Below are 21,081 nucleotides of genomic sequence, written 5' to 3'. Positions count from 1 at the left end.
GAAGAAAATAAGGTATTAGTGTTATGTCTTTTTTTCAATCATCATTGACAATGAACATAACAATTAAATGATAATTAGATCAACAGCAGGCAAAATTTTATGATACACTATTACCTGCTGCTTGTTGCTCACTCATTGAACAGTGAAATACTACTTATGGACAAGATATTCCGGAAATAAGTACGTCGCTGCAGGTATAGCCATATCTTTATTAAAATGGCCGGCCATTGGAACCGTTCTTATTTCCCAATTGAAGTCAGTGCTAAGGGCATCAGCCATTTGCACAGCTTGTTGGTAAAAGTACTGCCCCCGGGCAAAGCGATGCTCCCCCTGCTGTAACGCTTCTTTTGTTTTTCTAAGACTTTTATGATTAGTGTCAATGTCTGCTTCTCCTAATTGGATGATCATTTTTTTCTGGAATACTTTTTTAAGCTGGTCTTCTGAAGCGGTTGTGTTTCGTAGTCCATAAGGGAAATTGACCTGTAAATCAGGTAGTGTATACCACCCGGCATTAGAAGATATAATGGTATGGGCCCGGTTGTCCGGCTTGAACATGGCAAACCGATGCACAAATTGTGCACCGGCAGAATGACCGAACATGGCATAATATTGTTGGTTGCCGTTAATCATTCCAATAATATGATCAAACAGGGGCTCTATTAAAGAATAAGACCATTTGGCCTCTTCAATCGGAATGTTCTCTTCGTTAAACATATTTCCCAGATTGTAGCAACGACTTTTAGGAAAATGGCCATTTGAAAACTCAGGAGCAATCACCAAAATGCCATACTTATCTGCTAATCCGATCCAGTTATCACGATAAACATCTGCATTGCGGGTTGTGCCATGCAATACCATTAAAACAGGTAGATCAGAAGGGTCTTTTTTCGGCGAATAATACCAAACCTTAAGCGGTTTGTCCTTTAGAGGTTCGTATTGATTGTAGAGAAAACTTCCGGGACCTTGTTCAATTTGTGCTATTACATGTGTACTGACGCTGAGGAATAATAGAAGACAGAGCTTCTTTGAAAATTTGTTCATAACCAACTATAACTATATAAGACAACTATTTATTTAATCCAGCTTCAGCTACACAAATAAGCAGCGTTAGCTGAATAGATTTGGCACCGTCCTGGTTAAGCCACCATTCATCTAAAGAGTGGGCTCCACCGCCTTTACCGCCTCTTCCCAGTGTAATCGCGGGAATACCCAAAGAAATGGGAATATTACCATTTGTTGAACCTGTCGTTAGCCTGGGTTTTACACCAAAATGGGTTGTAACAGCGACTGCTCTTTGAATGAGAGGGAGATCCGCAGAAAGTATACCGGAAGGTCTGTCTCCGATCATTTCCAGCTCCAGAGTCACTTTGTCTTTAACACCGGAAGCATTGTAGTCCTCAACAGCGCGTTTAACAGACTTTTGGAAGATGGTGTTGATTTCTTCCAGCCTATTGGGATCCAGAGATCGCATATCTACCTCAAACCAGGATTCAAAAGGGATGGAGTTTACTGAAGTTCCTCCCCCGATTCTGCCAATACTGTAAGAGGTTTTCGCGCCTTTTTGGTTCGTATATACTAGTGCATCATTTACGAAATACTCGATAGCTTTTCCTAATGCGTGGTGCGGATTAGCCAACCCAAATGCACCCCATGAATGACCACCTTTACCTTTAAAATGTGCGCGATATCTTTTTGAACCCAATGCCCCATGGTTTACACGTCCTATTTTACCGCCGTCTATGGATATCCATGAGTCGATCTTAATATCCGTTTCTTCACTAAAAAGATGTTTAACTCCCCGGAGATCTCCTAACCCTTCTTCGCCAACAGTACCCACAAAAAGGAGATTTTCTTCTGTTTTTATTTCCGCTTTATTGAGTGCTTTTAGTACCGCCAGGATCATAGCAAGGCCACGTGTATCATCACCAATACCGGGAGCTACCAGTGTATCTCCACGATATTTGACCCTGACATCAGTCTCTCTGGGAAAAACGGTGTCGATATGAGCATCTAACGCAACCACTTTTTCACCTTTACTACCCTTTCGTAAAGCCAGAACATTCCCTACTTTATCAGCGCCAGCTTCTTCCAGCATAGCCTTAAATTTATTTGCTCGCTCCGTTTCCTCGAAAGGGGGTGCTGGGATTTCTGTGAGTAAAATGAGGTCCTTTATGGTCTGAGGTTCCAGCTCTGTGATATGTGTCAATGCCGTCTTTATAGCTTTGTTTTTACTCAGCTTTTCAATCTGGCATACATATTCTTTGGCTACGGTGGGCTGACCAAATGCACAGGTTAAACAACATAACAGGATAAAAATGGAGCTAGTAATTCGTTTGATCATGGTGTTTGTATCGTTGGAGTAAAGTGTATTATATTCAATTTTGATCCATCTGTCAAGCATTCTTCTCTTACTGCAATTATTCCTTAATCCATCCTGTTGTCCAGTCATTGCCTGTTTCTACAGCTCCAATATAGCTCGCAGATGAGAACCATGGAGACAAAGTAGTTGGGTCTAAAGCGCCGGTGGCGTCAGAGCCTACATATCCGGTTAAGGTCACAGGTGTACTGGAATTATCAAAACCGTTTTCAAACTCAGCACCGTCATTACGATAATTCCCCTCGGGGTTGTTAAATACTCTACTATTGGCGAATACAAGATCTCCATTGGTGATATCAGGTTCTGCACCGGTATCAGCTCGTACACCACGCTCAGTATTTGTTATGATAGCGTTGTATATTTTACCATGTGTATTGCTTCTGAGTCGTATACCGCGGGTATTATCTAAGGCGATTCCACCAAGGCTTAAAACGGTGACATTGGAAATGGTAGGGTTGGATCCCACATCACGACCTTCTATCGCTGTATCATTTGAGGGTGGTTCCTGACTGTAGGTGACTGTCCAAAATTGTCCATAACCGGTCCATGCATTATCCCATCGTATCGCACGTGTTTCCGGATCTGTTACCAGAGCATGCTTTAAACCACTTTTACCTCCCCTGAACCGTATTCCATGTGAATTAGGATTGAAAATATGAACGAAATCAACCACAGTTGCATTACCAACACCATTAAAGTTTAATGCACCGGTACTTCCTCCTACCGACCTGCCGGCATATTCTATCCTTATATATTTCATTGTGCCGGAATTGTCAGCATTATTAGAGCCACCATAATCGCCTACCTCTGCGGCAAGCAAGGCATTAGGTGCAGTTACCGTTCCTAACCCATTCAGATGTATACCACCCCAGTCTCCGGGTTCAGGATTATCATTCAACGAAGTAAAGATTATAGGAGCATCAGAAGTGCCCTCAGCCATAATACTGCTGTTTTGTTGAACCGCGAGTGTCGATACTCCTGTAGTGTCAGCATATATCGTAGTGCCGGCTTCAATAGTTAATGTTGCCCGGTTAGTCACTTTTACAATCCCGGTTAATGCATAACTTTCATTGGATAGTAAAGTAGTATCAATATTGATATCTCCCTTTATCCACTTATAATTCTGAGATACGATAAGTGTATCGATAATGGTGAAAGTAGGTGCGGGTGTGCCTACTTCAATCGTGAAATCTATGCTTTCTGTTTTTCTGTCCAGTATATCTTCCAGTTGAAAACCATAAGTGACCATATCTCCTACAAAAAGACTGGCACTTATTCCAGCTCTGTAATCAATGCCTACTTCAAATGTGCCATTATCGAATGCCACTGTGTCGAAAGGCACTCCGTCCTTGGTGATAAAGACATCAGATATACCTGCTTGCGCGTCGAGTAATAAGGATATATCTATAGAGTCTCCAGCTTGTAACAGAGCGTTATCAGAACCTGGGAATGACAATTGTGGCGCCGGTGGTGTACCGACGGTAATGGTAAATGTGTTGGGTACTTCCCGGTTTAATCGGTCAGTAGCGGTGAAACCGTAGACGATTTCAGTGCCAATGGTTGCATCCAGTGGTATACTTTCATTTATTTCATATTCATCACCGGCTTTACCTTCCGGATATTGGATCGTTTCGATCTCTACCCCGTCTTTTGTCACAACAAGAGTTTTTAAACCGGCCTGAGCATCTACAGTCGCTAGTATACCTGCTTCTTCACCCCATAGTCGGGTGTCAGCCTCAAGGTTGTTTTGAAAGGTTATGGTGGGTTCGGGACGGTCTACTGTTGGTTCGTCGTCGCTACATCCCCATAAAAGCAATATACCTATAAAGGCGGAAAGGTATTGTAATGACATATAAGGTGGTTTCTTCATGGTATCAATTTTTAAGGTTAATAACCGGCATAAATGCCAACTACCTTTAATAGAGAACTTAAAGATTTTTTGATACTCTTTTTTTCAAAGAAAAAAGTGAAAGATTTAAAATACCTTACTCATAACGGATTTTTGCGTTATGTGACCTTATAATAAGATAATAAAATTGAATTCGAGAAAGGGCTGATTTCAGAGCCGTGCAATTAATTCCCCTTCAAGGGTCCTGTAACTTTTCATCAGGTTAGCAGTCATACACGAATGGACGGGAAGGACACCTATCAAGTCACCTACCTCATAGCGATCAAATACCTGCTGATCAACCTTGAGGGTGCCATGTTCCTGACTAAGTTTTGATACATAATTTTCTCCACCATTGGTAAACTCCCAGCCGGTCTTGTTTAAGTGTACAACTACACCGTTTAGGGTTTGATTATCAGTAGGTATGGTTAATTTCTCCTTGGAGAAATGAACTCCACCACCGTATACTATCAATTCATTTCGGTCTGCATGTTTGGCAACAATGGGACATGCCATAGCCACGGCTATGTCATTAAGACGGCAGGATCCGATGGCATGTTGTGTAAGGTCATAGAATACAAAATTACCTGGGCGTATTTCGTCTATACCACTAAAATTGTCCATTACGCTACATGTAGGGGTATCACCTGTAGAAATGATCATGCCTGGAAATTTACCCTGATATTCTTTTTTAAGTTCTTTTAGCACATCAGTACTTGAAGTATGAATGTCAGCTATTTCTTGCTTAGACCGTGCCTTGTAGCTGTGTCCTGCATGACCTATGAACCCGGCAAACTGTAAGTAAGTACAGGTATCAATGCGATTCAGCAAGTTTTGAATCTTTTCTTTTTTATCAGGATGAATTCCTGTGCGCTGATATCCAATGTCAATTTTTAGAAAGAGGTTTACGGATGACCTCAGATTTTTTTCCAGATAGTTGATTGTATCAAGAGACTCTGCCAATAGATTAAGCTGTATGGCAGCAGCCAGACGCTGGATACGTTCTATTTCCAGGATATTTACCGGAAAAGCAACGGTGATATCTTTCCAGCCGGCTTCAGCGAAGTATTCTGCCATTTTCAATGATGACACCGTGATTTTTTTTACTCCAGCCAGACGAAACCATTTTCCAATTTGATGAGACTGATGAGTTTTGAAATGAGGCCGAAAAATCAGACCATTTTTCGAAGCTTTTTCAGCCATTCTACCAATGTTCTCAAGACATATTTTTTGGTTTAATAATAATGTAGGCTCAGTAATTTGACTCTTAGAAAATGGTTTGTTCATTGCGTTACAATAATGGGAATTGTTTTTAATTTATCTTTTACCTGTAACTGTAAAATGTATAGCCCGTTTGGTTGACTGTCTGTTTCCCATCGCACGGTATGAGGACCTTGCGTTTGAACGGTATTTACCAACTCCCGAATGACACGGCCATTCAGGTCAGCTATTTTTAAAGAAACATGTTCATGGTTAGGGAGAAAATAGGACAACTCTGAAAATGATTTCATCGGATTTGGATAAGCTCTCAAAGAAAATGTTCCTATAGACAGATTGTCTTTAGAGGTAGTTACACCAGGGCGGTTGAATATCCAGTCACGTACTTCTTTCGAACGGAACAGCGGATTGTGGGAATGTCCTACTTCAGGTATGCTGACAAAACTTTGAAGCTCTTCTATCTCAGGGCCATAAAAGTGTTTTAGATAGTTGAAATAGATCATGCCCCGTTCAAGTCTGTGTTCACCCTGCAATACAGCAGGACAGCTGTTGTCCACAGCATTGCCATCAGGATCATTATCTTCACTACCGACGGCGTACAGTATTTTGCGTGTCTTGTATTGTTCAATAATAGCGTTAGGTCCGGTAATGGACAAATAGGTGTTTATGTCGTTTAATCCATATTTATATTCATTAAATTCAGGGCATGACCCCGGAGCCCCGGCTTCAAATTCATCTGTAGTTCCCATTACTCTGCGTTCGTCGTTCATATAAACATAAGAAGAAGGAGCGCCTACCATATATTCCATTTCTATGTCAAATGTTTGTTTAACTTCGTCGTGTATAAGGTTAGAGGCAGCGTAACGATTTATATACTGACCTCCGGCAGAAAATCCGGCAAGGACGACTTTATCGATATTAGGGAAGTTTCCACTGTTCAAAACGCTCATAATCATCAGGTCCATAACCTCAAAAGAGCTTATTCTGGAGGGACGCGGATTACTGTCGGTGTTCTGCGAGAGATCTCCGACTTTCCATCCGTTATTAGACCAAAACAAATAATCATCAGCCAAATTGAACGTATTGATGTCAATTTCTCTCAGGAACTGCGGGGCTATTACCAGTGACTGGTCTTTTTTATTAGCTTCAACAGCAGCAGTGAACATGGATAGACGATAGTCCGCAGCGTTCCTGTTGGTGCCATGTTGAGAGATGACCAGGGTATTGACATCGTTGTTGAGTTCATCCAGGGGTTTTGTGAAATAATATGGGATTTTTAATTCTTCACCTTCCACGGTTATTTTAAATGTGGTATTACCAACTTCATTCACCTGAGCTATGGATGAGGCAATAGCAGTAAGTAAAGTGGCTAGCGTTAAGAAGAGGCTAATTTTTTTATCATAGGTCATAAAGATAAGTTTAATGTGCTACTGACTTATTGGTGTAACAGTGAAGATATTGGGGATTGGATCAGGAGTGTTGGGATTTTGGTCCACTTCAGTTTGCGGATATAGAAATCTATGGGGGAACCTGTCTCCGGTATTCGGAGAAACCTGAACGTTAACCTCGTTTTCATCCAATGTCCTTCTGACATCTATATAACCATTGATCTGACCGAAAAAAGTGATATATCGTTCTTCAATCACTTCTTTTAAGAGAGCATCTTCTACAGAAAGTACACCTGTTGCGTTTTCTATGCCTGATACACTAAAATCTGATGCGTCGTAAGGATCATAATCCAGTGGGCCGTTATTGATATATCCTCCATTGGCCATAAAACTTCTGAATTCGTTCAGGTGACCTAAACCTGTATCAAAACTTTTTGCCCTTGTACCTGCTTCAGCCAATGTCAGGATGTTTTCCTGGTAAGATACAATGGGAAACAACTGGTCGATTGCGAAAATTCCACCTGAGTTAAGCACTGTATTGCTGCCAGATACTGCCAGAAGAAAATTAAAACGTTCGGTTTCATTCGTTTTGGTATTGCCACGATATTCCGGAGATGCAGGGTTTAACAGCTCAACGAGCCGGGTATTGCTGGCGCTAAGGTCATTTCCCCGATTACCTATCAGAAACTGGTGATACAGGTTTTCCGTTCCTTGAGAAGTGTTATGAGTTGCCTGCATACTATTGTCCGGATCATTTATTCCCATTAATGCAGCATCGTATGCGTTTTGATAATCTTTAATTTCCATGAAAAATCTTGCTTTCAAAGTATAAGCCACCTGTGTCCATTGCTCAGGGTCACCATCGAAAAAGATATCTGCTCCTGCTGCGGGCCGACCTGTGCCGGAAGCCAGTTGAATGATCGCCAGGTCCAACAGGTTTTGTAGACCTCCATAAATGTCAAGTTGCTCTTCATAGGATGGTGTTGGGAAATTATCAAAATCACCTGCTTCCGAGAAAGGTACTTTTCCCCATAAAGATGTAGAAGTGCCTATACCCAAAGCGTAGAGTATATTGCTGATACCTGTAATAATGCCTGTATTGCCTTCACTTTCCGCTACTTGTGCGGTTACCCTGGAATTTCTGACAACATTGGCATAAATATCTTCCCAATTTGCATTAAAATCACCGGCGGTGGGCAGGTAATTGTAAAAACCCTCATATTGCTGAGCTTCTCCCACGAAATAACCGCACCACATTCCACATCGGCGGGCAAGGTCACCTTCCAATGCCTGAATTAGTGCTACTTCTGTTCCTGTCAATATATTATCTGAGGGAGCTTCCGTAGGACGATTGGGATCATCATTCAGTCCGTCAACCAGCGAATCGCAGGCTGTGAGTGCTCCATAAAACAGAACAATAAATAGTGTAAATTTCTTCATAATAGGTCCAACTATGAGATTAATACTTGATTTTAAGGGTAAAGATATAGGAACGTGTCCCCGGAGTATTAAAGTAGTCAATGCCACGTGCACTGGATACTCCCGTCAGGTTTGTGTCAGGATCATTTCCTTTGAAGGCGGACCATATAACCAGGTTCCGACCCGTTGCTGAAAGTTCTATGGATTGGAGCTTAGTGAGCTTACGGAATTTTTCAGAGCTCAACGTATAACTCAATGAAATTTCCCTTAATCTGGTCCATGATCCATCTTCTATAAATTGTTCAAAAGATCCATTAAAAAAACCACCTGAACCTTTATACCAGCTTTCGGTTAATGCTACATCCCCAGCTCCAAAGTTCTCAATATTCCCTCTAAAAGAGGCTCCGGCTGGGATAACACCACCACTAAATGTGAGTAAGTCCCGGGGAGCCACAGATTCATTAGCGGTGTTAAGAGTTAATCCATGATCTTGTAAAACGCCTCTTGTGCCAGCGGCTATGTCGGCTCCCTGGAAGGTTTCAAACAACACATTCAATGTAAAACCTTTGAATGATATATTGGTAAATGCACTTCCTCTCCAATCCGGGTTAGGGTCACCTATAACACCGTCAGTGGCTGCAACTTGAGGAAATCCGTTTTCATCCAATCGAATTGATCCATCATCATTACGTGCCCATCGGGCTCCCCACAGTACACCATGTTGAAAGCCTTCTACCGCCCGGGATGATACACCCCCGAGTCCACCCAGGTTTATAGTTTCTGTGCCTCCTATCAAAGAAGTTACCTCATTCCTGTTGCGGTCCCATAAAACTCCTGCTGACCAGCTAAAATTTTGTTTATTAATTATATCATAGCTTAATTCCACTTCCCAGCCCCTGTTCTCCATATTACCGGCGTTATCATAGATCTGATCATACCCGGCAGATCTTGGTATTTCAACATTAAATAATATGTCACTGATCTTATTTCGGTAATGTGTAACGCTGGCCTTTAACTTATGATCGAAAAAACGGAGGTCTGTTCCCAGCTCTATTTCTCTTTTTCTTTCAGGTTTTAATTCTGCGTTACCGATGGTGGAGCTAGGCACGAAAACGCCGTTTCCAAAGGTCGAACTGTTAAGGTTACCGCCAAAAGGATCTGAATAGTTTGGCGCTACATACACACTGGTCGTTCTAAAACTACGGGGTTGAACACCTACTTCGGCGTAGGCCATACGCATTTTCGCAAAACTGAAGATTCGGGAACCCCTCAAAGCAGGAAGTTGAGATAGTTGCCAGGCGACCGTTGCAGATGGATAGAAAAAACTATTGTCGGCTTCCTCTCCGAAGGTGGAGGCAGATTCAAAACGTCCTGTTAAACTTACAAAAAGCAGGCCCTTATAATCAACATTAACAGAATTGTACCAGGCTGCTGTTCGATTAATGTTCTCAAAATCAGACAAAGTAGTATTTTCTACCTGGGCATTGGAGAAATCTCTTAATTCGATAGGCAGGATGAAGTTGTTAATTCCACCTCCGGCATCGAAAAATCGACGATTGTTGAGGTTAAAACCGGTTAGTATTTCTGTCGAAAAAGCTTTATTTAACTTAGGCTTTACAATAACCATAGCATCCGTATTAAATTCCAGGTCCTGTCTGATTTCATCATTAAATGCACCAGTCGAGTTATCCGTTCCTGCTGAGGAGGGGAAGAAAAACCCTGTTCTGCGTTCTGTAAAGCTGTCTACACCGCCACGTAATACAATGTCTAACCACTTGGTGGGAGTGATATTGATCTGGGCGCTGGTAATGATACGGTTTACATTTGCTTCATTAATTTGTCGATTGATAGACCATAACGGGTTGTTAGTACGAGGGTTACTACTTGCACCAATGGGATTCCTGTTAGCCCTTTGACGATCCCTGACGGGTGAGGCGCCTGGAAAAGCAAAGTAATCACCAATGAAATCAGAATTGTCAAAATCGGGTGGAGTTCTTAGAAGAGGTATCAGTAATCCACTGCTGCTGTTACCTCTTCTTATGCGATTGGACTGCGTTCTGATGTAAGTAGTGTTGGATCTGATTTTGACTACATCATTAAAGCGCCGCTCTGCATTTAATCGAAGTGTGCTTCGACGATAATCACTGTTGTTTCTTACTACGCCTTGTTGTTCAAAATCGCTCAGGCTGAAGAAGAAGTTTGATTTCTCATCTCCTCCACTTATACTCAGGGAATTATCCCAATAATGTCCGTCTTGAAAAACAGCATCATAATTAGATTCTGTAAAAATATTGCGAGATCGTTTTTGTATAATGTTATAATACTCAGTGCCATCCTGGGCTACAAAAGATGGCCCGAATTCATCTACCAGGTCGTCACCGCCTTCACGGTCAGAGATCTTGTCTCCCCATGACCGACGATCATCCTGAACAAATGAACCATTACTTCCCTGGCCAAAAGTAGTTTGCAGATCATGTCGGTCTAATATTTTATCTACCGAAAAAGTAGACCGGAAAGCAATATCTACTTTATCCTTGGCCTGTCCCTTTTTTGTGGTAATAATAATTACTCCGTTTGCGGCACGTGTACCCCAAAGTGCAGCGGCAGATGATCCTTTCAACACGTCCATACGTGCTATATCATCAGGGTTAATGTCATTCAATCGTGATTGCTGAAGTACTCCGCCAGTACCGGAGCCTGAAGCATTGCTTATGGGGATGCCATCTACAACAATTAAAGGTTGGATACCCCTGTCAATAGTGCTGGCGCCCCTTATCTGTATATGAGATCCGGCTCCGGGATCGCCTGCACTGCGTGTAATACGTACTCCGGATGCTTTCCCTGCCATACCGTTAATAACATTGCCTTCACCGGACTTCACAAGCTGTGGGCCTTCTACTTTAGACGAGGTATAACCAAGTCGATCTTTTTCTTCTTCAAAGCCTAAAGCGGTCACCACTATTTCTGAAAGTTGTTGAACATCAGTTATCATAGCGATATTTATTACACTTTTACCTTCTATGTTTACTTCTTCACGTGAATAACCAATGTATGAGAAGATTAAAACGTTGGCTGTGTTTGGAACTGAAATACTGTAACTTCCGTCAATATCCGTAATTGTTCCCAATGCTGTACCTTTCACTAGTACGTTTACGCCAGGAAGTGGTATCCCATCCTCCTGTGAGGTGACTGTGCCTGTTACTACCTTATCCTGGAGTATTATTTTTACAGGAGATAAGGATTCCAGCATGCCGGCTTTTGTTTTGGTACTGGCTATTGCATGGTCTATTGAAAGTCCCCCTTGATTGTATGCCCTTGCTTTGATCTTTCTCAGTGTTTTCTTTTCAGATCGTGGAACAATGGCATAGGTATTCTTTTTTACTTTTTTAATCATCAGACCAAATGTTCCCAGGGCCTCTTTGAGTAGGTTTTCAATACTACGCTTGCTTTTGTCCTCTACTGGTATGATGTACTTATCTTTCAGGTTATGCTGTTCATAAAGAAAGTCTACGTTTCGCGTTTTTTTGATTTGTTCCAGGGCCTCTATTAATGGTACGGCGCCTTGGTTACTTACCAGGTATTCATTGGATAAGTTTACATTTTGGGCCAGGGGCAGAGCACTTGTAGCCTGCGTCAGCATATGCAAGCAAAATAGGTTGATTAAGGTCAAAAAGATCTTTAGTTTGTACAGTGTTTTCATAGGCTTATACCTTTCATTAATTGTAATAGACGAACTGCTTGGCTTGGATAATTAATAGTTATCCATAACCAGTTCTTTGTCTTTTCTTGTGATTTTTATACTTAAAGCAATTGAAAGTGCATTAATGAGGTCATCTGCGCTTTCTACTGATAATTCACCAGTAAGTTTTTTGTCTGTCAGCGAAGCATCTTTAAGGTGTGTTTTGAACCCATAAGTATCCTCCAGAATGAGTATGATCTCATCCAGAGGGGTGGCGTCAAATATCAATTTATTCCCTGTCCAGGAAATGTACTTTTCGGGGTCCACCTTTTTCTTTTCAAAAGATGCAAAACCTTTGATCGTTTTTACCATTTCTCCGGGAACCATAGATATCACGGAAGTGTCCGTTGTAATTGCTTTAATTAATTCTACTTCTCCTGAATTCAATACTACATACGTTTCTCCTCGCCGGTCCCTTACATTGAACTCAGTACCAATTACCTGCACGTTTAAATCTGATGCGTGGACGATGAATTTTACAAAGGAGACAGGGTTTCCATCTTTATCTTTTTTTAATTGCTTATTTACATTGAAAAAAGCCTCCCCTTTTAACCATACTTCTCTTGGTTCGTTCTCACTCCAACTTTTGCTGTGAATAAGTGTTGAATTTCCATTTAATAATACTTCGGAACCATCTGGTAATGTAACTGATGCTATCTCACCAAAGTCAGTGCGATGTTCTTTTTGATTACTGAAAATAGCACTGTTCCAGAGTGCTAACCCTATTGCTGCTACTCCAATGAAGATGGCAGCTGCTCTGTACAGTGTTTTCCAGCTTATTGAAGTAATGTGTTTTGTTGCTCTATTTTCGATAGAGGTATTGAGTTCAGCAAATCGAGCACTAACTTCCTCTTTAGAGAGGCCGGCGTCTTTTTTGAAATTGATCCCACGGATCATTGCAATGGCAATCTCTACCTGGTCCTTTTGTTCAGGGTGGTCTTGTACCCACCTTTCCCAAAACTCCTGGTCTCCACGATGCGTTTTGTGCACCCAGTTCTGAAAAGAACTATCCGATATTAATTCTTCTGGCGTTTTCATTTTACGTTGATTTCAATACTATTTGGTTGTTGCCTACTATGGAAGAGACACATGGCTGTGTTCTATACTCTTCTCCCCTAAATTTTTTCTGAATAAATTTTACTGTTGAAAAAGATGACGCAGTAAAAGAAAGATGCACCAATGTTTTAGAGACTGTAATAAGTCATGCTTCTTGAATGTTTGGAAAGCTTTATAAATGAGGTTTACGACCGATTGATAATTGACTTCCATCAATTCAGCTACTTCATCGTAAGAGAGGCCTTCGTAATATTTAAGGTAAATGGCCTCCTTTTGTCTTTTGGGCAACGAATTTAGCAAGTCGGCTATTTTCTTCTTGAGCTCAGCTGCTTCTTCATCATGGATCAATAGTTCTTCCTGTGCAAATGTGATGTCCGTTTCGTGGTATCCTGCTGCTTTGATTTTTTTATCAAACGCCCTTTCCTTTTTAATTTTTTTGAGAATAGCTCTTCTGGCTGAGGTAAGAAGGTAAAACTTAATAGACTGTATATCTCCTAATTTCTCTCGGTCACGCCAGAGTTTGAAAAACAAGTCCTGGATGCAGTCGTTGCTCAAATTTTCATCCCTGCCTATTTTGTTTAAATAATTATATAATACATTGTAATGGGTGTGATATATGTTGGAAAAGGCTTCTTCACTCCCTTCTTTAAATCGTTGCCATAATTGTTTTTCAGTCATTTATTAACCTGTCAAAGAGGCTGTGTTTTATTCATGTAAGACATTCTTTTACAGGCTTTACCCTTTAAAGAAAGGCCCATGTTAATCATTTTGGGGGAATCATAAAATAGTTTAAGCTTCAAACACATACGTATTCTTTATAATTCTTGATGGAGGTATAATTATTCTTGGTTTGAAGTTGAGTGTATTGAATAAGTATTCCCCATGATAAATAAATTATGTAAAATCTGAACTTCCGGGGTGTTGGTTTGTTCTTTGATAGTAATACTATTAAATATAAATGTAGAACTTATGAAAAGCCTTTCACTTGAGTCTAATTCTTTTGAGCTGAATGAAAAGGAGGCCGTGAAGATTGCCGTTGCCAAAGGCGATGGCATTGGGCCCGAAATTATGGACGCTACGCTTCGCATATTAGACGCTGCAGGGGCGCGCATTGAACCTACTTTTATTGATGTAGGTGAAGCAGTTTATCTTTCCGGTAATTCATCTGGTATTACACCGGAGTCCTGGGATGTGATCAGGAAGAATAAAATTATTCTGAAAAGCCCTATTACTACACCTCAGGGAAAGGGGTATAAAAGTTTAAATGTTACCATGCGTAAGTCGCTGGGGCTTTTTGCCAACGTAAGACCCGTCATGTCTTTATCCCCTTACGTGCAGACCTATTTCCCTACCATGGATGTAGTGGTTATCCGTGAAAATGAGGAAGACCTGTATGCGGGGATCGAACATCAACAAACACAGGATGTAGTACAATGCTTAAAACTTATTACAAGACCAGGTTGTGAAAAAATAGTGCGTTATGCTTTTGAGTATGCTAAGGCCTATGGTCGTAAGAAGGTTACTTGTATGCTTAAAGACAATATCATGAAGCTTACCGATGGTCTTTTCCACAAGGTATTTGACGAAATTGGCGAGCTGTATCCTGCTATTGAAAAAGATGTTCAGATCATTGATATTGCTACCGCTCGTCTGGCAACCCGGCCTGCAGATTATGATGTGGTGGTAACTTCTAATTTGTACGGTGACATTGTATCTGATGTAGCTGCCGAAATGGTTGGCTCGGTAGGAATGGCCGGGTCCGCAAATATTGGAAAAGATATAGCCATGTTTGAAGCTATTCATGGATCAGCGCCTGATATAGCCGGTATGAATGTGGCTAACCCGTCAGGATTGCTCAATGGGGCTGTTATGATGTTGGCACATATAGGTCAGTCAGATGTGGCTGATAAAGTTAAAAATGCATGGCTTGCTACTATTGAGTCAGGCTATCATACACAAGATATTTTTACACAAGAAAGTAAGAAAAAGGTATCCACTGAGGATTTTGCTGATGAAGTCATAGCGCGATTGGGCATGGAGCCTGAGCATTTGAAACCCAGCAGGTTGATAGAAGGTACAGGGAAAATGGAAATTCCTGAGTTTAAACGAAAAGCCACTACTAAGAAACTAGTTGGGGTAGATGTTTTCCTTGATTGGCCGGAAAATGATGCTAATAAACTTGGAAAGTCATTGGAAGCGTTGAATGCGTATCGAATGAAATTGAAAATGATTACTAACCGTGGGGTTAAGGTTTACCCCGATGGACTACCGGAAACGTTCTGCACAGATCATTGGAGATGTCGTTTTGTATGCACAACATCGGACTTGACCAGTAAACCCACCAAGTATGAGGAAGTCAACTACGAAGATATAGTGGCGCTCTTATCGAAGTTAAATGCAGGTGGCTTTGATGTCATCAAAACCGAAAACTTATATAAATTCGGCGATCGCATAGGGTTTTCCTTAGGGCAAGGGGAGTAATTTTCGTTAGCAGATGAACTATACTTAACTTATTACAGAACCAGGCTTTTGGCCTGGTTTTTTTATTATGAATGATCATAAAAACACCTCGGTGGGTCGTGCTGTAGTAGAAATACTTTGGGTATTGGCTGGAGTATTTTCTGCTGCATTTGGGTTAAAAGGATTTCTTTTACCAAATAATTTCATTGATGGTGGAGCAACAGGTATATCACTCCTTATTGCTGAAACCACGATTTTAGACATTTCTTATGTAATCCTGGTAGTGAACATACCTTTCATTATCATAGGCTACCTTCAGATGAGCAGGAAGTTCGTACTTAAAACAACATTAGCGGTAGTATTGCTGTCTGTAGTGCTGGCGCTGTTAGAATTTCCCATTATTACGGAAGATACTCTGCTGGCTGCTGTATTTGGCGGGTTTTTCCTGGGAGCGGGTATTGGGTTAAGCGTACGGGGAGGCTGTGTAATCGATGGAACAGAGATATTAGCGTTGTACTTTAGCAGATTATTGAATGTTTCTATGGGTGATATTATTATATTGATCAACCTGGTGATATTTGGTGTGGCTGCCTGGTTATTGAGTGTAGAACTCGCTTTATATTCTATCTTAACCTATTTCGTGGCTTCTAAAACCATGGATTTTATTATTCAAGGTATCGAAGAATACCTCGGGCTAACCATAATTTCCACGCAAAGCGATGAAATAAAACAAATCATTCTCGAAGAAATGAATACAGGTGTGACCGTATTAAATGGCAGGGGAGGATATGGTCAAAATAGTGAAGGCCAGGAAAAGATAGATGTATTATATACTGTAGTTACCAGGCTGGAATTGTTGAAAATTAACCGTATTGTGGATGATACGGACCCTGCAGCTTTCGTCGTAATACATGGTGTGCGAGATGTGAAAGGAGGGATGTTAAAGAAGCGAAAGGTACCTCACTAGATGATGTATTGTGATAAATAAGTGTATTGGGTTATCATCAGCAAATCAAAAAAAAATACAGGTTATTGCAACTTTTTATGAATTAGCGTGTTCAATGATAGTAATGCTATTAATTAGTAATGTAAAGCATTTAAACATAATCGCAGAAATGACTGATACAACACTGACCTTTCATGAAAAGGAAAATAAGTATGATTTTAAACTGGTAGAAGGAATGTTTTCCGCTAAAGACGCTGGTAAGGTACTCAAAGCCCTTATCAAAGATAAGATCAACTATCATAGTTTTGAAATGTTTTGCATCCAGGAGAAGAATAGCGGCGATGTATCACATTCAAGACAGCGCATCGTGGAGTTGAAAAATGTTAATGATTCTTTAAAGGAGCTATTAGCAACGTTGGGGGAACAAGGTGCGCAACTAAAAATTAACGGTACCATAGAGATCGAGGTGATAAAATAATTATCTCACTTTGTGGTGTTGATTATTTAATTACTTCGCTTTTTAAGCGGGCTGATATAGGGGGAGAACCAGGTAATTACCTTATAAGTCAGAACCCTAATTTCGTTAGAGTAGCGTTTACTGTCTGAATAGCCGTCTTGCATAATCTTCAGAAGCAAATATTGATTTAGTTTGCATTTCTTATCTCTGAATTGTAAGCCTTTTTCCCGTACATGTTTTCAATTGCGGTTAATGATAATTATACTAATTGCAATAGTATAATCGCTTATCTGTTACTTCTTTTATACTTGGAGTAGAGCATGGAGAAAGGCGCTCTAAACTGCAACCAATGACTATCTTTTTACGTATTTATAGTAATACTATCATAATAAATAGTTATGCGCACTCTCAGATATACCTCCGTCTTTCTACTCTTTTCTCTCAGTTGTTCATTCATGGCATCAGGTAATGATTTCGTTCGTCATGGAGAAGCACTTATGTCCCAGAGAGATTTTCAGCAAGCCATTTTCTTCTTTACCCGAGCTATAGAAGAAGAACCACTTTCACCAAAAGCATATATGCATCGTGCCCGTGCTTTCATGGTGGCAGATAAGTATCAGGAAGCTGTAAATGATTACAAGAGGGCGCTGGAATTAGATCCCGAGTTTGTAAAGATCTTTCTGAAAAAAAATGGTGTGCAAAAAATACCTGAAAATACGGAATGATGTGTTTATCAAATTTCTATGACCTGGATTGTAATTGAAGGAGACCCTAAGCCTGAGACTTGTGTAGTTATTCTGGTAAGACCAAGAATAGAGGCGGTAGAACTCTTCAACATAAGGAAACAATTCAGCGTATTTGATAAAGCCAATGACGCTATCTCGTATGCAACAAAACTTAAAAACCAGTACTGTGCAGAAAGTGTTATCATGGTTTATCCGGACGGACATTCATTACAAGTATCCTGATGTTTTAGTGTATCAGCCATTCGGCATCACTCACCAAACATACACCTCCTGATTTTTTCAATAGTGCCCTGAGCGGTTCAGTGAAAGATTTCACTTCGTCTTCTGAACAGGCTACCATTAAATAAATGTTTTGAAACGCGTTGTGTAGCCCTTGACCATCCTGAATGCCTTTGTCACCACGGCCTTCTACATTTTTAATCATGGTATACCCAGTGATGTTATATTCATCCAATATTTGGACCACTTTAGGAGCTTCAAGAGCTCCTGTGACGATTTCTACTCGTTTTAAATGCTTCATCTTTCCTTTAATTTAACCAATTGATGATATAATAATAAGTAGGGATACCTATAATAATATTAAACGGAAATGTAATGGCTAATGACATAGGCACATAAAGGCCGGGATTGGCCTCTGGCACGGTTAACCTTATGGCTGCGGGTACTGCAATGTAGGATGCACTGGCAAGTAATACCACCAGCAATAATGCATCTCCGGTATTAATGTGGAAAAGAGTGCAGAGAGCAATTCCCACGGCTGCATTAAAAATGGGTATCATAAGGCTGAATACAATTAAAAAACTCCCGGCCGATCGTAGTGCTCGTATTCTTTTACCTGCCAACAAACCCATGTCCAGAAGAAAAAATGCTAACATTCCTTTGAAAATACCTCCTGTAAAAGGCTCAAGGGCGGTTGCAGTCTTACTTCCTCCTAATATGCCGATGATCAAACTGCCTAATATTAATACTACTGAACCATTTGTCAATGCTTCTTTCAGGATACTGCCATATCCCATTTTTTGCTGACCACCATTAGTATAAATATTGATCAAAAGTACACCGACAATAATGGCCGGAGATTCCATGAGGGCCATGGCCGCCACCATATGCCCTCCATAGCTTACATCCAAATCTTTTAAGAAAGCTGTGGCTGTAATAAAGGTAACAGCACTTATGGATCCATATGTGGCTGCTATAGCCCCTGCATCATAGATGTTTACCCGTTTTTTAAGGATAAAGAAAGTATACACGGGAATAACAAATGATGTCAGTACGGCTATACCTAATGTAGTAAGGACATGGGCATTAATACCACTATGAGATAGTTCTATACCTCCTTTTAACCCTATAGAAAGCAAAAGATATAGTGATAAGAACTTAGGAATAGGTTGTGGTACTTCCAGGTCTGATTTTATGAAAACGGCTATTAAACCTAGAAAGAAGAAAAGTACGGCCGGATTTAGTAAATTGTTTAGTATAATATCAGAGCTCATGATATAGATATGTGAAACATTACAAACTTATGATTGTTTATCTATATAATTTCATAGTAATACTATTATTTTTAGGCAATGGATTTTTTCAAAACATGGGTAGTGGGGGTTGATATGTCCCTGACAGATACATTTATCTTAAAAAATATTGAACAGCTGGCAAAGCAATTTAAGCCCGATATCATTCACTTTGTATACATAACCAATCAACCGGATATCCCTCAAGAGGTATTGGATGACATTCCGGATTTACACCTTCCTGAATTAAACCATTATCAATCCAGGATAGAAGAATGGTTGAGTGCGAATTTCAAAGCGGATATACAAAAAAAGGTTTGCGTAAAGGAAGGTAATGTTGTAACCGAATTATTGAGATATGCTTCGGATGTGAATGCTGACCTTTTTTTATTGGGAAAAAAGCAAAAGGAGATGCCAAGCAGTGTTGTGAAGAAAATGGCCCGAAAGGCACCTTGCAGCCTTTTGATAGTGCCTGAAGAAGTGATTAACTCAATTCATGCTACTTTGGTACCTGTTGATTTTTCCAGTTATTCACAGTTGGCACTGGATATGAGCCAGGCTATAGCCGAAAAATATCGAGAGTGTAAGTTACATACTTTACATGTGTACCAGGATGCCACTAAATACCTGGGGCAGGTTTTTGAAACGAAACATGAAATAGACGGCATTTTAGAAAAAAGAGCAGCTATCAACAACAAACTGGACCAGTATGCCAGGCATCAGTTGGATGAATACCTGGAGAATGCCAACTTGTCAGTAGAAGTAGTGCCCCATATTGCCAGTATAGATCATAGCAAAGAAGTGAGTCATGCTATAAATGACTGGGTAGAAAATAATAAAGTAGATATGGTAATTATTGGAGCCAAAGGGAAGTCGGCAGGTTTAGCGACACTCATTGGTAGTGTTTTTGAACATGTATATTTCAAAGCATACCATCATTTTTTATTGGTATTGAAGAAAAAGGGAGAGAACAATGGATTATTAAAGGTATTATTGGGGCAAAAATTTTAAAGAGCTCTGTTAAATACATTACATTTTAATTACTGAGAGATATTATGATCTATTACCAGAAATGAAATTAAATGTATCAGGGTTAAACTTTTTGAACATTGGTACGTTATTTGAATATCATAATTGATAGTAATACTTTTAAATAGGTTAGTATCTTTAATAATCAAACGGGCACATGGCAATTTTACAGTTGTTGCTGAAAGAGAATCTCTTTTTAAGGGATCCACAAGAGACTGAACTGGGCAGGAAAATCGTGCAGGACAGCATCATGATGATTGACGAATTAGGTTTTGAAAAATTTACTTTCAAAAAATTAGCGCAAAGGATCGATTCTACGGAAGCATCTATTTACCGTTATTTTGAAAATAAACACCGATTACTGGTTTATCTTATCGCCTGGTACTGGAATTGGATCGAATATCGGATAGACTTTGGTACTCAAAACATAGATGATCCGAAGAGAAGGTTAGAAATAGCCATAAGGATCATTGCGGAGAAAAAGGAGAAGGATGCATCATTTCCTCAAATAGATGAAGAGGCACTTTACAGAATTGTTATTGCAGAATCAGATAAAACCTACCTGACTAAGCAAGTGGATGAAGATAATAAGGAGGGGCTGTTCAGAGGCTTTAAATCACTATGTGGAAAGATAGCTTCATACATTTTGGAGATTAACCCTGATTTCGAGTATCCACATTCTTTAGTAACTACGGCTTTGCAGACAGGTCACCAACAGTTGTTTTATGCTGAGCACCTACCTTCACTTAGTAATTTTAAAAAAAGCAACGGAGATATCTACAAACAGAATGAAGACTTCCTGAAACAGCTCGTTTTTAACGCTATACACGCCTAACTCCTTCTTTTC

General features: G+C 40.2%; 18 protein-coding genes. 7 read left to right on the top strand and 11 right to left on the bottom strand.

The window, feature by feature from the left end; translation table 11 throughout:
- Positions 1–150: 150 nt before the first annotated feature.
- The 9 genes from FNH22_RS14400 to FNH22_RS14360 form a co-directional block, all read right to left on the bottom strand.
- Positions 151–1,041 (bottom strand): hypothetical protein, encoded by an 891-nt coding sequence (locus FNH22_RS14400; protein ID WP_143399104.1) that lies wholly within the window; start codon positions 1,039–1,041, stop codon positions 151–153.
- 25 nt (positions 1,042–1,066) lie between these two features.
- Positions 1,067–2,341: a M20/M25/M40 family metallo-hydrolase gene (locus tag FNH22_RS14395; protein ID WP_143399103.1), complete on the bottom strand. Its 1,275-nt coding sequence runs from the start codon at positions 2,339–2,341 to the stop codon at positions 1,067–1,069.
- A gap of 76 nt (positions 2,342–2,417) precedes the next feature.
- A complete protein-coding gene (locus tag FNH22_RS14390; protein WP_143399102.1) occupies positions 2,418–4,247 on the bottom strand; it encodes a hypothetical protein in 1,830 nt (609 codons plus the stop codon).
- Positions 4,248–4,436: 189 nt separating this feature from the next.
- Complete coding sequence (locus FNH22_RS14385; protein ID WP_143399101.1) at positions 4,437–5,552, bottom strand: alanine racemase; 1,116 nt, start codon at positions 5,550–5,552, stop codon at positions 4,437–4,439.
- A complete protein-coding gene (locus FNH22_RS14380; RefSeq protein WP_143399100.1) occupies positions 5,549–6,892 on the bottom strand; it encodes a T9SS type A sorting domain-containing protein in 1,344 nt (447 codons plus the stop codon). The genes FNH22_RS14385 and FNH22_RS14380 overlap by 4 nt, the downstream gene beginning before the upstream one ends.
- 18 nt (positions 6,893–6,910) lie before the next feature.
- The gene (locus tag FNH22_RS14375) at positions 6,911–8,311 is read right to left on the bottom strand and encodes a SusD/RagB family nutrient-binding outer membrane lipoprotein (RefSeq protein WP_143399099.1); all 1,401 of its coding nucleotides are present in this window, start codon (positions 8,309–8,311) and stop codon (positions 6,911–6,913) included.
- Between the two features lie 19 nt (positions 8,312–8,330).
- The gene (locus FNH22_RS14370) at positions 8,331–11,990 is read right to left on the bottom strand and encodes a SusC/RagA family TonB-linked outer membrane protein (RefSeq protein WP_221420277.1); all 3,660 of its coding nucleotides are present in this window, start codon (positions 11,988–11,990) and stop codon (positions 8,331–8,333) included.
- A 51-nt stretch (positions 11,991–12,041) separates the two neighbouring features.
- Entirely contained in the window at positions 12,042–13,067 is a 1,026-nt protein-coding gene (locus FNH22_RS14365; protein WP_143399098.1) for a FecR family protein, read from the bottom strand.
- Between the two features lie 99 nt (positions 13,068–13,166).
- Positions 13,167–13,763, bottom strand: coding sequence for an RNA polymerase sigma factor (locus FNH22_RS14360; RefSeq protein ID WP_143399097.1), 597 nt, complete (start codon positions 13,761–13,763; stop codon positions 13,167–13,169).
- Between the two features lie 291 nt (positions 13,764–14,054).
- Between FNH22_RS14360 and FNH22_RS14355 the strand changes: the two genes are divergently transcribed.
- The 5 genes from FNH22_RS14355 (at position 14,055) to FNH22_RS14335 (ending at position 17,916) form a co-directional block, all read left to right on the top strand.
- Complete coding sequence (locus FNH22_RS14355; RefSeq protein WP_143399096.1) at positions 14,055–15,566, top strand: NADP-dependent isocitrate dehydrogenase; 1,512 nt, start codon at positions 14,055–14,057, stop codon at positions 15,564–15,566.
- A 67-nt stretch (positions 15,567–15,633) separates the two neighbouring features.
- A complete protein-coding gene (locus FNH22_RS14350; RefSeq protein WP_143399095.1) occupies positions 15,634–16,512 on the top strand; it encodes a YitT family protein in 879 nt (292 codons plus the stop codon).
- Positions 16,513–16,660: 148 nt separating this feature from the next.
- Entirely contained in the window at positions 16,661–16,969 is a 309-nt protein-coding gene (locus FNH22_RS14345; protein WP_143399094.1) for a hypothetical protein, read from the top strand.
- 377 nt (positions 16,970–17,346) lie between these two features.
- A complete protein-coding gene (locus FNH22_RS14340; RefSeq protein WP_143399093.1) occupies positions 17,347–17,673 on the top strand; it encodes a tetratricopeptide repeat protein in 327 nt (108 codons plus the stop codon).
- A gap of 18 nt (positions 17,674–17,691) precedes the next feature.
- A complete protein-coding gene (locus FNH22_RS14335; RefSeq protein ID WP_143399092.1) occupies positions 17,692–17,916 on the top strand; it encodes a hypothetical protein in 225 nt (74 codons plus the stop codon).
- Positions 17,917–17,920: 4 nt separating this feature from the next.
- On the opposite strand, the gene FNH22_RS14330 is transcribed toward FNH22_RS14335, so the two are convergent.
- Entirely contained in the window at positions 17,921–18,214 is a 294-nt protein-coding gene (locus FNH22_RS14330) for a transcriptional regulator (protein ID WP_143399091.1), read from the bottom strand.
- A gap of 7 nt (positions 18,215–18,221) precedes the next feature.
- Positions 18,222–19,187: a sodium-dependent bicarbonate transport family permease gene (locus FNH22_RS14325; protein ID WP_143399090.1), complete on the bottom strand. Its 966-nt coding sequence runs from the start codon at positions 19,185–19,187 to the stop codon at positions 18,222–18,224.
- A 78-nt stretch (positions 19,188–19,265) separates the two neighbouring features.
- Here FNH22_RS14325 and FNH22_RS14320 point away from each other — a divergent pair, with 78 nt between their 5' ends.
- Together FNH22_RS14320 and FNH22_RS14315 are read left to right on the top strand one after the other, a co-directional pair.
- Positions 19,266–20,216, top strand: a complete 951-nt coding sequence (locus FNH22_RS14320) for a universal stress protein (protein WP_143399089.1) — start codon at positions 19,266–19,268, stop codon at positions 20,214–20,216.
- A 175-nt stretch (positions 20,217–20,391) separates the two neighbouring features.
- A complete protein-coding gene (locus FNH22_RS14315) occupies positions 20,392–21,069 on the top strand; it encodes a TetR/AcrR family transcriptional regulator (protein ID WP_185154231.1) in 678 nt (225 codons plus the stop codon).
- Positions 21,070–21,081: the final 12 nt, after the last annotated feature.

This window comes from Fulvivirga sp. M361, assembly GCF_007097395.1.
Lineage (GTDB): Bacteria > Bacteroidota > Bacteroidia > Cytophagales > Cyclobacteriaceae > Fulvivirga.
This window is presented reverse-complemented; position numbering and strand designations above follow the sequence as displayed.

Bases quoted from the DNA above. Each gene is read 5' to 3' on its own strand.
- FNH22_RS14400 (WP_143399104.1), bottom strand. From the start codon at position 1,041: ATGAACAAATTTTCAAAGAAGCTCTGTCTTCTATTATTCCTCAGCGTC.
- FNH22_RS14395 (WP_143399103.1), bottom strand. From the start codon at position 2,341: ATGATCAAACGAATTACTAGCTCCATTTTTATCCTGTTATGTTGTTTA.
- FNH22_RS14390 (WP_143399102.1), bottom strand. From the start codon at position 4,247: ATGAAGAAACCACCTTATATGTCATTACAATACCTTTCCGCCTTTATA.
- FNH22_RS14385 (WP_143399101.1), bottom strand. From the start codon at position 5,552: ATGAACAAACCATTTTCTAAGAGTCAAATTACTGAGCCTACATTATTA.
- FNH22_RS14380 (WP_143399100.1), bottom strand. From the start codon at position 6,892: ATGACCTATGATAAAAAAATTAGCCTCTTCTTAACGCTAGCCACTTTA.
- FNH22_RS14375 (WP_143399099.1), bottom strand. From the start codon at position 8,311: ATGAAGAAATTTACACTATTTATTGTTCTGTTTTATGGAGCACTCACA.
- FNH22_RS14370 (WP_221420277.1), bottom strand. From the start codon at position 11,990: ATGAAAACACTGTACAAACTAAAGATCTTTTTGACCTTAATCAACCTA.
- FNH22_RS14365 (WP_143399098.1), bottom strand. From the start codon at position 13,067: ATGAAAACGCCAGAAGAATTAATATCGGATAGTTCTTTTCAGAACTGG.
- FNH22_RS14360 (WP_143399097.1), bottom strand. From the start codon at position 13,763: ATGACTGAAAAACAATTATGGCAACGATTTAAAGAAGGGAGTGAAGAA.
- FNH22_RS14355 (WP_143399096.1), top strand. From the start codon at position 14,055: ATGAAAAGCCTTTCACTTGAGTCTAATTCTTTTGAGCTGAATGAAAAG.
- FNH22_RS14350 (WP_143399095.1), top strand. From the start codon at position 15,634: ATGAATGATCATAAAAACACCTCGGTGGGTCGTGCTGTAGTAGAAATA.
- FNH22_RS14345 (WP_143399094.1), top strand. From the start codon at position 16,661: ATGACTGATACAACACTGACCTTTCATGAAAAGGAAAATAAGTATGAT.
- FNH22_RS14340 (WP_143399093.1), top strand. From the start codon at position 17,347: ATGCGCACTCTCAGATATACCTCCGTCTTTCTACTCTTTTCTCTCAGT.
- FNH22_RS14335 (WP_143399092.1), top strand. From the start codon at position 17,692: ATGACCTGGATTGTAATTGAAGGAGACCCTAAGCCTGAGACTTGTGTA.
- FNH22_RS14330 (WP_143399091.1), bottom strand. From the start codon at position 18,214: ATGAAGCATTTAAAACGAGTAGAAATCGTCACAGGAGCTCTTGAAGCT.
- FNH22_RS14325 (WP_143399090.1), bottom strand. From the start codon at position 19,187: ATGAGCTCTGATATTATACTAAACAATTTACTAAATCCGGCCGTACTT.
- FNH22_RS14320 (WP_143399089.1), top strand. From the start codon at position 19,266: ATGGATTTTTTCAAAACATGGGTAGTGGGGGTTGATATGTCCCTGACA.
- FNH22_RS14315 (WP_185154231.1), top strand. From the start codon at position 20,392: ATGGCAATTTTACAGTTGTTGCTGAAAGAGAATCTCTTTTTAAGGGAT.